This is a genomic window from Rhizobium lentis (assembly GCF_014200175.1).
Taxonomy (GTDB): domain Bacteria; phylum Pseudomonadota; class Alphaproteobacteria; order Rhizobiales; family Rhizobiaceae; genus Rhizobium; species Rhizobium mulingense.
This window is the reverse complement of record NZ_JACHBD010000006.1, coordinates 127,145-140,079: the sequence shown is the minus strand read 5'-3', so window position 1 is coordinate 140,079 and position 12,935 is coordinate 127,145. Positions and strand designations below refer to the sequence as shown.

General features: G+C 62.7%; 14 protein-coding genes. 6 read left to right on the top strand and 8 right to left on the bottom strand.

The window, feature by feature from the left end; translation table 11 throughout:
- Positions 1 to 62: 62 nt before the first annotated feature.
- Together GGI60_RS15745 and GGI60_RS15740 are read right to left on the bottom strand one after the other, a co-directional pair.
- Complete coding sequence (locus tag GGI60_RS15745; protein WP_183934563.1) at positions 63 to 383, bottom strand: hypothetical protein; 321 nt, start codon at positions 381 to 383, stop codon at positions 63 to 65.
- A gap of 154 nt (positions 384 to 537) precedes the next feature.
- Entirely contained in the window at positions 538 to 897 is a 360-nt protein-coding gene (locus GGI60_RS15740) for an NUDIX domain-containing protein (RefSeq protein WP_246720407.1), read from the bottom strand.
- A gap of 106 nt (positions 898 to 1,003) precedes the next feature.
- Here GGI60_RS15740 and GGI60_RS15735 point away from each other — a divergent pair, with 106 nt between their 5' ends.
- From GGI60_RS15735 to GGI60_RS15725, 3 genes are all read left to right on the top strand, one after another.
- On the top strand, positions 1,004 to 1,246 hold the full coding sequence (locus GGI60_RS15735) for a hypothetical protein (protein WP_246720405.1): 243 nt from the start codon (positions 1,004 to 1,006) through the stop codon (positions 1,244 to 1,246).
- A 107-nt stretch (positions 1,247 to 1,353) separates the two neighbouring features.
- Positions 1,354 to 1,947, top strand: coding sequence for a phosphotransferase-like protein (locus tag GGI60_RS15730; protein ID WP_183934562.1), 594 nt, complete (start codon positions 1,354 to 1,356; stop codon positions 1,945 to 1,947).
- Between the two features lie 223 nt (positions 1,948 to 2,170).
- Positions 2,171 to 2,425, top strand: coding sequence for a hypothetical protein (locus GGI60_RS15725; protein ID WP_183934561.1), 255 nt, complete (start codon positions 2,171 to 2,173; stop codon positions 2,423 to 2,425).
- 161 nt (positions 2,426 to 2,586) lie between these two features.
- Here GGI60_RS15725 and GGI60_RS15720 read toward each other — a convergent pair whose 3' ends face one another.
- A complete protein-coding gene (locus tag GGI60_RS15720) occupies positions 2,587 to 3,039 on the bottom strand; it encodes a GFA family protein (RefSeq protein ID WP_183934560.1) in 453 nt (150 codons plus the stop codon).
- Between the two features lie 474 nt (positions 3,040 to 3,513).
- On the opposite strand from GGI60_RS15720, the gene GGI60_RS15715 reads away from it, so the two are divergent.
- The 3 genes from GGI60_RS15715 to GGI60_RS15705 all read left to right on the top strand — a co-directional run bounded on the left by GGI60_RS15715 (position 3,514) and on the right by GGI60_RS15705 (position 8,278).
- The gene (locus GGI60_RS15715; RefSeq protein WP_312863466.1) at positions 3,514 to 5,394 is read left to right on the top strand and encodes an adenylate/guanylate cyclase domain-containing protein; all 1,881 of its coding nucleotides are present in this window, start codon (positions 3,514 to 3,516) and stop codon (positions 5,392 to 5,394) included.
- A gap of 434 nt (positions 5,395 to 5,828) precedes the next feature.
- Positions 5,829 to 6,908: a YihY/virulence factor BrkB family protein gene (locus tag GGI60_RS15710; protein WP_183934558.1), complete on the top strand. Its 1,080-nt coding sequence runs from the start codon at positions 5,829 to 5,831 to the stop codon at positions 6,906 to 6,908.
- Positions 6,909 to 6,994: 86 nt separating this feature from the next.
- Complete coding sequence (locus tag GGI60_RS15705) at positions 6,995 to 8,278, top strand: cystathionine gamma-synthase family protein (protein ID WP_183934557.1); 1,284 nt, start codon at positions 6,995 to 6,997, stop codon at positions 8,276 to 8,278.
- Between the two features lie 49 nt (positions 8,279 to 8,327).
- On the opposite strand, the gene GGI60_RS15700 is transcribed toward GGI60_RS15705, so the two are convergent.
- The 5 genes from GGI60_RS15700 to GGI60_RS15680 all read right to left on the bottom strand — a co-directional run bounded on the left by GGI60_RS15700 (position 8,328) and on the right by GGI60_RS15680 (position 12,935).
- Positions 8,328 to 8,741: a cupin domain-containing protein gene (locus GGI60_RS15700; protein WP_183934556.1), complete on the bottom strand. Its 414-nt coding sequence runs from the start codon at positions 8,739 to 8,741 to the stop codon at positions 8,328 to 8,330.
- Between the two features lie 62 nt (positions 8,742 to 8,803).
- Positions 8,804 to 9,568 (bottom strand): SDR family oxidoreductase, encoded by a 765-nt coding sequence (locus tag GGI60_RS15695; RefSeq protein WP_183934555.1) that lies wholly within the window; start codon positions 9,566 to 9,568, stop codon positions 8,804 to 8,806.
- 198 nt (positions 9,569 to 9,766) lie between these two features.
- Positions 9,767 to 10,072 (bottom strand): hypothetical protein, encoded by a 306-nt coding sequence (locus tag GGI60_RS32065; RefSeq protein WP_246720404.1) that lies wholly within the window; start codon positions 10,070 to 10,072, stop codon positions 9,767 to 9,769.
- Positions 10,073 to 10,237: 165 nt separating this feature from the next.
- The gene (locus GGI60_RS15685; RefSeq protein ID WP_183934554.1) at positions 10,238 to 11,437 is read right to left on the bottom strand and encodes a thiolase family protein; all 1,200 of its coding nucleotides are present in this window, start codon (positions 11,435 to 11,437) and stop codon (positions 10,238 to 10,240) included.
- Entirely contained in the window at positions 11,415 to 12,935 is a 1,521-nt protein-coding gene (locus GGI60_RS15680) for a class I adenylate-forming enzyme family protein (protein ID WP_183934553.1), read from the bottom strand. Before GGI60_RS15680 ends, GGI60_RS15685 begins: the two co-directional genes overlap by 23 nt.

The window sequence follows — 12,935 nt, the reverse complement described above, 5'->3', positions numbered from 1 at the left end:
GAAAGCCACATGTATTCACGAGAAAAACCCCGCCGAAGCGGGGTTTTTCTCGCAGGCAGCGCTCAATTGTTGTGTGCAGCGCAGGCTTCGTCCATCGGCGTGGCATTACTCGTGCCGCCCTGCGTCTGAAGGTTTGCCGAGTTGTTGACCGGATTGGGGCACTTGGTCTTGTCCATTTTCATCGCGCCGCCGGTCGTGGAGCCGGTCGTGGTGGTATCGGTTGCCATCGGCTTTTTGGCATTCGTGTCGCCGCTCGCGCCGCCACCTTGATCAGCCTGGTTCTTATCGATTGTGGCGCCGGCCGGCGCCGGATTGGATTGGGCGAAGGCCGACGTGGCCATGCCGATGGCAAAAAGCGAAGCTGCTACGAGTTTCATACGCATTGCGATATCCTCCTTGGGGAATTTTGCCTTATTGGCCTATCCACAACCTCACTGGCAGGTCATTGTTCCGCAAAAGCTGCTGACAAATATGTGGAAGGTCTGGCACCTTTCGACCGGCAGACGCAGCATCGATTGAAACGCCTGATCGGGCGTCTCAGGTCGTCCGGTCGAAGAGCGCGAGCGACCGGATGTGCTTCAATCGGACCTGGCCGGCCGATTGCTGGCCCGGCGCATTTCGCACTCGACCGGCTCCAGGAAATCGGTTTCGGCGGGTGCGGCTGCCCGTGGTTTGCAGCTGTTCGAGATAGGGTGTTCCGACGGCGGTCTTTTCCTTCAGCACGCGCCGCGCCGTAGCTTCCAGATCCGCATCCTCATCGATATGGATCCAGCCGCCCGGCAAGGCCCATTCGCCGGAAAGGGTGCGTTCGCCCGCCGCAGGAGAAGCACGGAGTGGCCAGCCGGCGACAGCGAGAGATCGCGAGATCGACGGTCGCGATCGGTTTGAAGGCGTCATTGTCATGCGTTCGAGCACGCCGATCCGAAAATGCTGCAGGCGCTCGCCTCGGTCGGCATGATGCCCGGCCAGCTGATGGCGCTCGCCTTCCGCGACCTTGCCGACAATGTTGCTCTGGGATGCGGATTATCTGCGCTACTTCGTCCGCGAACTTTTCCCGAGCCGCACCACCGGCGCCACCATCGCCGCCGGCCTCGTCTCCGATACCCAGTCGTTGACCATCGTCTCCGAAATGCCGGAACACGGCGTGATCTTCAGCGACGGCACCGAGGCGGACTTCCTTGAGTTCAACGCCGGAACGCGGGCGGTGGTGACAGTCGCTGAAAGGCACGGGTCGCTGGTGGTGTGAGCGGTGGGGGATCCGACGCAGGGCGCCGTTGACGCGGCCATTGCGACCTCCGCGATTTCCCCTATTCTGCCGATCTCTCAGCGTGAGATTGGAAAGCTGACACCGCCATGAGCATTTTCGTTTTGCTGATGGGCTTCCCCGGCGTTGGGAAGCTGACGATCGCGACTGAGTTGAGTTCGCTCTTTCCTGCAAAGATCATCGATAATCATTGGTTCAATAATCCGATACTCCGCGTGCTCGATGACGACGGCGTGACACCGCTTCCGACAGGAATCTGGGAGTACACCGGCAGAGTGCGGCAAGCGGTGCTGGATGCAATTGTCGCATACTGCCCTCCCCCAGCGAACTTCATCTTCACCCATGCCGGTATCGACGGCGACGAACGTAGCGCTCGCACGTACCAGCAGATCTCCGACGCGGCCCGACGGTGTGGGGCGCTGCTGGTGCCGATTAGATTGCTTTGCGACGAGGAGGAATTGGCGCGCCGTATTTCGACGCCCGCGCGTCGCGACCGGCTGAAGTCAATTGACGCGCAAGCCTCCAGAGAGAAAAGCAGACAAGCGCGCGTGTTCGATCCCAAACATCGATTTACCCTGGATTTGGACGTGACTGGCAAAACCGCAGAGGTCAGCGCAGCAGCAATCCAGCATCACATTTTGAGCGTTGCCGCCGGCGATTTGGGCTCGCCTGCTCCCGCTTGATGATGGCAATCAAGATTTGGTTCGCTGGCGGTAGGTATTCTCCATCGGCCAAGAGAAATTAACACATTGAATTTGTTTGGATGGTTGCTGTTGCGGAAGTGATTTCGGCCTTTATTTCCTCTGCTCCCTGATGCAAAACGGGCAGCCATGTAGTTGACGCGATTTTTTGTCAGCGATTACCGATAGCTCCCGGTTTCCCACGCCGACAATTCTGAGGCCCCATATGGAACAGCAGCCGCCAATACGCGAACCGTCTTGCATCTTCTGCAAGATAAGCAGGCGCTTCTTTCGTTCCGTGCTTGCCGAACGCCTCGATCAGGTGCTCGACCCTCCAGATGAGAAGAGCGCCGGCCGCTACCACCGGTTCGGCCAGCCTGTTCTCTATATGAGCTCTTCGGCTGAATGGGGCGATCATTGCGATTTCCGGGTGTATGCGGGAGGATGGGACGACCGCGTGTCGTCGCGCCGCTGTCGGTGAGCGATGCATTCGTGCTCGATCGGTATGATAAGCCGGCCTGGGAACGGCTCGGTATCGATCGGAATATTTCCAATCTCCCTGGCGAGTCGAGGTGAGCGGTGAGCCCATGGAGATTATCTGTCAGACACCGGCTCAAAGTGGGCCCAACCGCGACTTCTGATTCAGCGCATCCGCTCGCCAAGCGGCCGGTCATCTACCGTAGCGGCCAGCGAAACCAATCCCCGCTGCGCACGCGCCATGCCGTCCGGAAGCTGCAACCAGTCATGCCTGGATCGTTCGTAGACGGAAACCAGGGGCGCGGGGAACGTCGGGTCCGCGAAGGCGCCGACGGCGACGATGCGGAGATTCGGATTGAAATCGCCCTCCCAATACAAGGAGGTTCCGCAGTTCGGGCAGAAGTGGAAGCGAACCTTGCGCCCGTCCGCACCGGCGCGCTCGAAGAGCTTCCACTTTCCCTCGGTAGTCACCTCGGCTTTCTCGAAGACCGCGCCGCTGCCCGCCACCGCGCCAGTACTGCGCTGGCAGTCGCGCCAGTGGCATAGGCTCACCATCAGTGGGTCGCCTGAGGTCTTCGCGCGGAGTGATCCGCAGTGGCATTGTGCAAGTCTTTTCATGTCCAATCTCGCTTGCTTCGCTGTCGACCCTGACGGGCACTCGATGACAGATGTCGGAGAGCATAGGGTCTGGCGCTCAAGGCCCGACCGCGAGGTTCGTAGGGAGGCGGACGCGCTGGTGCTTTTTGGAGGAGCAGAAGCCCGGCGCGGGAGAAGGCGCCGGGCTTCAATAGTGACCGACAGCATGGGAGGAGGAGTGCTGTCCATCGGGCCGACGCAGCCGAGGAGGAGTGTGGCGCGTCGGATCGTTACGAGGTAGTGAGGCAAAACGGCGAATTCAAGCCTGGGGGTTGCGTCAATACTGCGCAGGTGCAACGCGCCATGGCGCGGCTACGTCAGCGGGTTCGGTGCTGCGTTGTCCGCGGACAACTATCCCGCTGCCGCCACAACAGGCGGGACCGTTCTGCTCCGGCAAACTGCCATCGCAATCCTTGTTGTCCGCGGACAACTGGATGATCGGCGCTCCTCCGTCTCATGCAGCCGCTGCCGCCGATCAACGGTTCGGTTCGCTGTGCCGCCATAGGACGGTGCGCCGAATGGGTCGATATGGTGGTTTATAGGTCGCCACTTGTTTGTGTGTTAACGTTTGGCACGTCGTCTTGTGGGGGGGCTATGGAGAGGAAGCTTGCGGCCATTCTTGCGGCTGACGTCGTTGGATACTCGGCGCTGATGGAGCGTGATGAGACCGGGACGTTCGAGCGTCTCGTCGGGATTCGAAAAGAACTAATCGAGCCGGAAATCGCAAAGCGGCGCGGCCGCATCTTCAAGCTCATGGGCGACGGGTTGCTCGCCGAGTTCGGCAGCGTCGTGGATGCTGTCGAATGCGCGGTGTCGCTGCAGCGGGCGCTCAAGGAGCGCAACGCCGAGGTGAAGGAGAACGAGCGGCTCGAATTGAGAATAGGGCTCAATCTCGGCGAAGTCATCGTCGACGGCGATGACTGTTATGGCGATGGCGTCAACGTGTCGGCGCGTTTGCAGCAGCTCGCCGATCCTGGCGGTGTCGGCATCTCCGGCAAAGTCGCGCGTGAGGTCGAAAAGACGCTCTCCTTCGGGTTTGAAGCGATGGGTGAGCAGCAGGTCAAAAACATTGCCGAGCCGATCACGGTTCACCGTCTCGTGCAGGAAGGAACGTCCCCGCTGGCGCGGCTGTCCAGGCCGCCTACTTTGCCGAACAAACCGTCGATAGCCGTGCTGGCCTTTGCGAACATGAGCGGTGATCCTGAGCAGGAGTACTTTGCCGATGGGCTGGTCGAGGATGTCATCACCAACCTCTCTAAAGTTCCGAGCCTGTTCGTCATCGCGCGAAATTCCACCTTCGCTTATAAAAACAGGGCGACCGACGTCAGGCAGATCGCCAGAGAACTGGGCGTCCGCTACGTGCTGGAAGGCAGCATCAGGCGGGCGGCAAGCCGAGTGCGCATCAGCGCGCAATTGATTGAAGGGAAGAGCGCCACCTATATCTGGGCCGACAAGTTCGAAGGTGCGGCCGAGGACATTTTCGATTTGCAGGACCAGTTGACCGAGCGCATCGTCGGGACGCTCGAACCGACAATCAGGCGTGCGGAGATAGAGCGGGCGCGCCGCAAGCGGCCTGACAGCCTGGACGCTTATGACTTTTTCCTTCGCGCATTGCCGCACAGCTATGCCAATACCCCCGCGGACACGAGCGAAGCATTGCGGTTGCTGGCTGAAGCTTTGCGCCTTGATCCCAACTATGCCGCCGCGCACGGTTACGCCGCCTGGGGATACGAGCAGCGCTTCCTGCGCGGTGGCTTCGATCCCAAGGACAGGGCCGCGGCGCTCAGCCACGCCGATGCGGCGCTCGCCACCGGCTCGGACGATCCGCAGGCGCTGTGCCTCGGAGCCTTCGTTCATGCCACGATCACCCATGACTACGAGCGGTCGATCAACGCACTCGACCGGGCTTTGATGCTGGACAGCAATTCGTCGCTCACCTACGGGCTGAGTGCGATGGTGCATATGTTCAACGAGATCTACGACCGGTCCCGCGATCACGCGTTCAAGGCCCTTCGGCTCAGTCCGCTCGATCCGATGAACTATCATTCCTATCTAGCATTGGCATGGGTCAGCCTATTTACCGGGCGGTTCGAGGATGCCGTGAAATACTCGGCCCTGGGAGTTCAGGTGAACCCGGGCTTCAGCATTCTCCACGCTAGCCTGGTGGCAAGCTACGCCAATCTCGATCGTTTGGAGGCTGCGCGAGCGGCCGCCACGCGATTGCTGAAGGTTGCGCCGGACTGGACGATCGGTGGTTTCGTGCGAATGGATGTCGTGCGGCCGCAGCTCATGAAGGGGCTGGCGTCGGCGTTGCGCAAGGCCGGCCTCCCGGAATAAGGATTTCCTGCCGTCCACTCCCTTTGTCGGTCGGCATGCCAGATCCTGCCGCTCGACGAGCCAATCGCGGATAAGGGAGCGGCTATTGCTGGCCATCGCCGACGGCGCTACTGATGTGTGCAAGGACTTTTTCGCCTGCCGGGATTCAGCCTTGGGACGCGTTTTCCAGGTTCCGACGCTCAGGGGCGCCACACTACAGCCCCTGTCGATATCACCCTAACAAAGCGGTAACGAAACCAAAGTCCGGTTTTGCTTCCGTAGTGCGGGAGAGTTCCAACAAAATCAGTTGCTTATAATCTGCCAAACTTCATGGGGCTGGTCTCTTTTAGGGCGTCAGCCCTCCCCTGCCCCGGGAATTTCTGCAGGAAAGCTACGGCTTGCATCCTTTAGCGGCAATCGGCGTTATCCACGCAGCAAATCGGAGGATAGGGATAATGGCAGATGCGTTCCGCCTCAAGAGGTTCTCGATCGCAGCGACGGTGATGGCCGCAGCGATCGGCGCGTTTGTTGTCCTCCAGGCAAGGCAGCGTGGCACTGTCGCCCTGTCCAGCGATACCGCCCGGGGCGGCGACGATCATGGGCGCAGCGCGGCGACGCCGGAGGCCATTCCGCTCAGCGGCCTTCGTGACGTATTCTGGCGGGTCTTCCACGAGATCCTGAACGACCGGGTCACGCTCATCGCCGCCGGGGTGACCTTCTATCTGTTGCTGGCGATTTTTCCGGCGCTGGCGGCGCTCGTCGCCCTCTACGGACTGGTTGCCGATCCGCTCACCATATCCGAACATCTTCGCGAATTGGTCGTCCTCCTACCGCCGGGGGCCTTCGATCTTCTCGCCGACCAACTGACGGCGCTCATCGAACGACGCGAAAGCACGCTCGGAATCACCTTCTTCGTGGGTCTCGCCATCGCGCTCTGGAGCACGCATAGCGGCACGCTCGCGATCTTCGATGCGATGAACGTGGCCTATGAGGAGGATGAGAAACGGAGCCTCGTGCGACTGAACCTGATCGGCTTCTGCTTCACCTTATGCGCAATATTCTTCGCCGTCCTGATGGTTGCCCTCGTCGGCGTGATGCCGCTTGTGCTCTCCTTTCTGTGGCTTGACCAGTTCAAGGAGCAAATGGCGCTCCTTCTCAGATGGCCACTGCTGCTGCTGGTGGTGGTGGTCGCGGTTATGCTGGTCTATCGCTTCGGCCCGAGCCGCGAGCCCGCCAGAGTGCGGTGGATGACATGGGGCGCTGCTCTGACGACGCTCGCCTGGACCGTCATGTCGCTCGGCTTCTCCTTCTATCTCGAGCATTTCGCCAACTATAATGCGACATACGGCACGCTTGGCGCGTTGATCGGCTTCCTCATCTGGATTTGGCTTTCCGTCGTCATCCTCATCGTCGGTGCGGAACTGAACGCCGAGCTCGAGCATCAGACGGCCAAGGACACGACGACGGGGCAGCCGCTGCCGATGGGCGCGCGCGGGGCCTATGTCGCAGACACTTTAGGCGAGACCGTGAGCTGACCGTTAAGGAGCGGCATTGATGCCCGCTGCTTCGATGCGGTTTTGATGTATTTTGTGCTTCGGCAGGTTCGACAGAGGAGACGATCATGACCGCCCCGCATCCTTCCAAAACGCATATCGGCAATCATGCACTGCATCCCGAAACGCAGATGCTGAACTACGGCTATGACCCTGAGCTCTCGGAAGGGGCGGTCAAGCCGCCGGTATTCCTCACCTCCACCTTCGTCTTCAATTCTGCCGAGGATGGCCGAGACTTCTTCGATTACGTATCGGGCCGGCGCGAGCCGCCGGCCGGTAAGGGGGCGGGCCTCGTCTATTCACGCTTCAATCATCCCAACAGTGAGATCGTCGAGGACAGGCTTGCCGTCTATGAGAAGACCGAAAGCGGCGCGCTGTTTTCCTCAGGCATGGCGGCGATCGCCACCACCTTGTTCGCCTTCGTCCGGCCGGGCGATGCGATCCTGCATTCGCAGCCGCTCTACGGCGGCACGGAAACCTTGCTGGCAAAGACCTTCCTCAATTTCGGCGTCGCCGCGGTCGGCTTTGCCGATGGTGTCAGCGAAAATTCGGTGCAGAAGGCGGCGGACGAGGCGGTGGCCAAGGGCCGCGTCTCCGTCATCCTGATCGAAACACCAGCCAATCCGACCAACAGCCTGGTCGACGTCGCGATGATCCGGCGCGTCGCCGATGCGATCGGCGCAAAGCAGGGGCACACGCCGATCATCGTCTGCGACAACACCCTGCTCGGCCCGGTGTTCCAGCGGCCGATCGAGCACGGCGCCGACATCTCGCTCTATTCGCTGACCAAATATGTCGGCGGTCATTCCGATCTGATCGCCGGGGCCGTTCTCGGCCGCAAGGCCGTCGTCAAGCAGGTCAAGGCGCTGCGCGGCGCGATCGGCACCCAGCTCGATCCGCATTCCTGCTGGATGCTCGGCCGGTCTCTGGAAACATTGCAGCTGCGCATGGAGCGGGCAAACAGCAATGCGCGGGCCGTCGCCGATTTCCTGCGCGATCACCCGAAGGTCGAGAAGGTCCACTACCTGCCCTACCACGATCCGGAATCGCCGTCGGGGCGCACCTTCGCCGCGCAATGCAGCGGCGCCGGCTCGACCTTCTCCTTCGACATCCGCGGCGGTCAGCCGGCCTCGTTCAAATTCCTGAATGCGCTGCAGGTTTTCAAACTCGCCGTCAGCCTCGGCGGCACGGAATCGCTGGCGAGCCATCCTGCTACGATGACGCATTCCGGCGTGCCCGCCGATGTAAGGGAGCGGATCGGCGTGCTGGAATCGACGATCCGCCTGTCGATCGGCATCGAGCATCCCGATGACCTGGTTGCCGATCTGGAACTGGCGCTGCAATCCGCTTGACGGCGCAGCGAGAAAACGATGCCCGGCGGCGCCGGGCATCGAGGGCGGCTTACTTGTCGTCGGTCGTCAGCTCGGTCTCGTCCGAGTTCACCACGAAGATCGCGAGCAGTTTCGCCGGCTCGGTCTTGCTGCCGTTGGCGCTGACGCTGTGATGATCGCCGGGGAATTCGGGAAAGCTTTCGCCGGCCTTATAGGTCTTCACCGGGCCGTCATTCACCTGGCTTTTGATCGAGCCCTCCAGAACGGTGGCGTAGATGAAGGCCGATTTCGGGTGAGTATGACCCGGCGACATGCCGCCAGGCTTATATTCGACGAGCACGGCCTTGATGCTCTTGCCGGGAACATTGGGAAGCTTCTGGTCGTAGACCAGGGTGACCTTCGCCTTGTCGCCCGCAGCATAGGATGTGGTGCAGGCAACAAGGGCAACGGCGAATGCCGCTGCCGTAGCTAATTTTCCTGACATGTCTGGTCTCCTTGGATTGATGGGAACGGTTGCAGCGAGGGCCGCGAAAGCGGCCCCGGCGATCAGGCGCTCATCTTCTGGGGCGGATGCTGGAGCAGCCAGTCGTCGAAGCGGACGCGGCCGAGCCGGGCCGTCGGCCCTGCCACGAGCGAATTGTCCTCGAGCTCGACACCAAAATAGCGGGCGTGCGGATCGGCCATAATCTGACGCGCATCGTTCGTCGCCTTGAAGAGCCGCTTCACGACCTCGGTGAGGCGGATCTTCTCCGGGCCGCCGATTTCGATCGTGCCGTTTACGGGTGCTGCAAGCGCCACGTCGGCCATGACGTCGGCGACGTCATCCGAGGCGATCGGCTGCACGTAAGCCGGCGACAGGTGCACCATCTGGCCGACTGCGCCCGCCTGAGCAATTCCCGCCATGAACTCATGAAACTGCGTGGAGTGAACGATCGTGTAGGGGAGGCCCGAACCTTTGATCAGCTCTTCCTGCGCCATCTTGGCGCGCATATAGCCGCTGTCCTGCAGCCGCTCCATGCCGACGATCGACAGCGCGATATGGTGTTTGACGCCGGCGGCAGCCCCTGCCTTCAGGAGGTTGCGGCCCGAGGTTCGGAAGAATTCCATCACCGCCTTGTCCTCGAAGGAGGGCGAGTTGGCGAGGTCGAGCACCACCTGCGCGCCTGCGAGCGCTTCGGCAAGACCCTTGCCGGTGATGGTATCGACGCCTGAATTCGGCGAGGCCGGCAGCACGTCGTGTCCCTTCTTGCGCAATCTTTCCACCGTCTTTGAACCGATGAGGCCGGTGCCGCCGATAATGACGATTTTCATGGGTAGTCTCCTTGTCCTTTGCGAGGAGTATCCTCTATTGACTTTGAAGGCAGGCGCCGACACCACGGTCCCGATGAGGCTGGCGAAGGCTGCTGTGGCCGTCCCGCTCGCGATGTCCGGCGTGGCCGGCCGAAACCGACGAGCCGCAGAATGCGCCGGATCTTAACCCCGAACCATTCTTCGCTAGTCGCTGTCGTCCTATGCAAAGGCAGTAGTGCTGCTCGCCTTGCGACCGAGCCCGTCGACCGAATGGACGCCGAGGAGCCTCGTGCAGACCACGGAGCGCCGGGTGCCTGGCGAATATTCACGGCCAGGCGCATTGCGATCTGTGAGGCATTGATTGCGGGCAGCCGCATATCGCGGGGGGCAGGGCGTTCGGTCTGCCTCCCAGTTTGCCGGCCCCCGAAATTCGATGCCGTAGCGTTTCGCCAGCTGCAGCAGCCGATCCATGTCTTCCGGCAGCCGCGGCGCCTGGGCGGCCGCCTCGACGAAGAACTCCTCCATGCCGCCCGGCGTCAGGATGGTGAGATTACGTCCGGGAGATGTGCCGGTTACCCAAACGTATGTGGCACGCGCGGCAGGAAGATCGAGCTGCCCGGACTGACCGGGACAATCGCCGGAGCCGGATCGACTGGAGGATTGATCCCACAGCGCACGATGCGGGTTTCATCAGGAAAGCCGGACAGCCTCGAACAGCGCCGTCAGCCCGATGCCCCCGCCGATGCCGATCATGGCGAGCGCTGTTGCGCCAGACGGCGAACCATCCTCGCGAACCAACTGGCTGTACAGCCGGGTGACGAGGACGGCGCCGGAGGCGCCGAAAGGATGACCGAGCGCGATTGCGCCGCCATCCCTGTTGACCCTGTCGGTCGCGATATCGAGTTGGTCCAGCGACGCCAGGACCTGCGCCGCAAAGGCTTCGTTGAATTCTACGGCATCAACCTTAGATAGAGAAAACCCCGGCTGGCGCTCAAGCAGTTTTCGGGTCGAGGCGACCGGGCCGATGCCGAGCAAGTTGGGGTCGACGCCGGCGGCTGCGCTGTCGATGAAGGCGAGACCTTTTTCGATGCCCAGGCTTCTGGCCATGCCGCGGCTGAGGACGAGCACCAGGCAGGCGCCGTCATTGAGCGGGCAGGCATTGCCCGCCGTCACCGAGCCGCCGGCCAGGAAGACGGGCTTGAGGTTTGCCAGCGCTTCGAGCGATGTCATCGGGCGCGGGCATTCGTCCCGCTCCACCAGCCCGTGGCCGGTGGCGATTTCGACGATCTCAGGCCGGAAGAGGCCGGCTTCGGCCGCCTTGACGGCGAGCCGGTGGCTGCGCAGGGCGAATTGATCCTGCCGCTGCCGTGTGATGGCGAATGCGCGGGCGACGTTTTCGGCGGCGACACCCATATCGGGATCGCCGATCGCATCGGGAGAGAAGCGGGCGCGGCCGTAGAAGCGTGGCAGGGCGCCATTGGCTTTCGGCCTTTCGGCCCGCCATGGCGCGGTGCTGACGCTCTCGACGCCGCCGGCCAGAAAGCAGGAGCCGGCCTTTGCCTGGATCAGCCGGCCAGCCATGATGATCGCTTCGAGGCCGGAGCCGCATTGCCGGTCGATGGCGACGCCGGGAACTGCGATCGGCAGGCCGGCGGAAAGGGCGGCGAGCCGGGCAATATTGCCGCCGCCGCCGGCGGCGTTGCCGACCAGCACGTCGTCTATGGCCTCGGGCGCGATGCCCGTCTCGGCAAGGATGCGGCGGATGATCGGTGCGAGCAGGTCTTCGGCCGCGACCGCCGCGAGCGAGCCGAAGGCCCGGCCGATCGGCGTGCGGTAGGCGGCGACCACCACCGGCTGCCAATCCTCGTCAGGCTGATAGGCGTAGGACAAGGCCGTCTCCCGAAGTGACCGATGCCTGCACCTGGCCGCGGGCGATCTTGCCGCTGCTCGTCATCGGCCAGGCGCCGATCCGGTAGAATTGCCTGGGGATCTTGAACCGCGCAAGCTTGCCCGCGCAATGATCGGCCAGGATTTTCGCATCGATCGCCTCGCCGGAGACGACGGCGACGATCCTCTGGCCGTAATAGTCATCCGGCAGCCCGAAGACGACGGCTTCCTCGACGCCGGGGCAGGTCTTCAGCGCGCTCTCGACTTCGGCGGGATAGACGTTGTTGCCGCCCGAGATCATCATGCCGCCCGCCCGGCCGATCACCCGCAACATGCCGTTGGCGTCGATCTCGCCAAGATCGCCGACGGTGGCGCCTGATGGTGTCACCCGGAACGCCTGGCCGTCGTCGCCCCAGAGATAGCCGTCGGCGATGAGGTCGCTGTTGACGAAGATGGTGCCCGGCACGTCGGTGCCGACATCGTTTTCCTCAGGGTCGCGGATGGAAATCGCGACGCCGGGATAGGCCTGCCCCACCCGGTCGATCGGAAAATCGGTCTCGCCGCCGGCAAGCGTCGAGACCGTCATGAAGCCGATCTCGGAAGCACCGTAATATTCCCGGATGCGCGCCTTGGGAAAAAGGCGGCGCATGGAGTCGACCTCGTTGAGGTTCAGCTTGGCGCCGGCGGTCAGCACGTCGCGCAGGCACTCGAGCGCGGGCTCGCCGGCCCATGCGCGGGCAATCCCGGCTATATGGGTCGGCACCGCGACCAGCCGTTCGATCTCTGCGGAGGCGAGGGTGCGCGCGAGCGCGCCTGCATCCCACTTCCGCACCGAATGGAATGTCGCCCCGGCATCGAGCGCTTCCACCAGGGCGTAAAGCGCCAGGCCATGCGCCAGGGCGCCGGGGCAGAGGGTCGAGGGCGCCTCCTGGAGTTCGAAAACCAGGCGCCCCCGGTCGAGGCTGCGGCGCCACTGCTCGCGCGAGCGGCAATAGGCTTTCGGCTCGGCCGTGGTGCCCGAGGTGAAGCCGATCAGGAAGATGCCGTCGGCATCCGGCAGGTCCTCTCCCGGTGCGGCGAGATCGAAGGGTTCCGCTCCGGCAATGACGACCGATAGACCGAGCCGGCGGCCGATCTCCGCACTGGGGCTTGCCTCGTCGTCGGCAACCAGCACGTCGGGCGCGAGGCGCTCGAGGATGCGCTCGATCCTTTCGGGCGGCATCATCGGATCGATGACAGCGCAGGCATGCGGCAAGGCGGTGGCGGCGACGAAATATTCGGCAAAGCCGATATGGTTGCCGAGGCTTAAGGCAACGAGCTTCTTGACGCCGGGCAGGTCGATCGTGCGCGGGTTCGAGTCGGGAAGATCCTGGAGAAAGCGATAGATCGCCCGCGAGCGCGCGTAAAGTTCGCCGTAGCTGAGCGCGCCGCCGTCGATCACCACCGCCGGCTTGTCCGGTCTCTCCGTGGCGTGTCGAAGAAGCTCTGCATGGATCGGCAT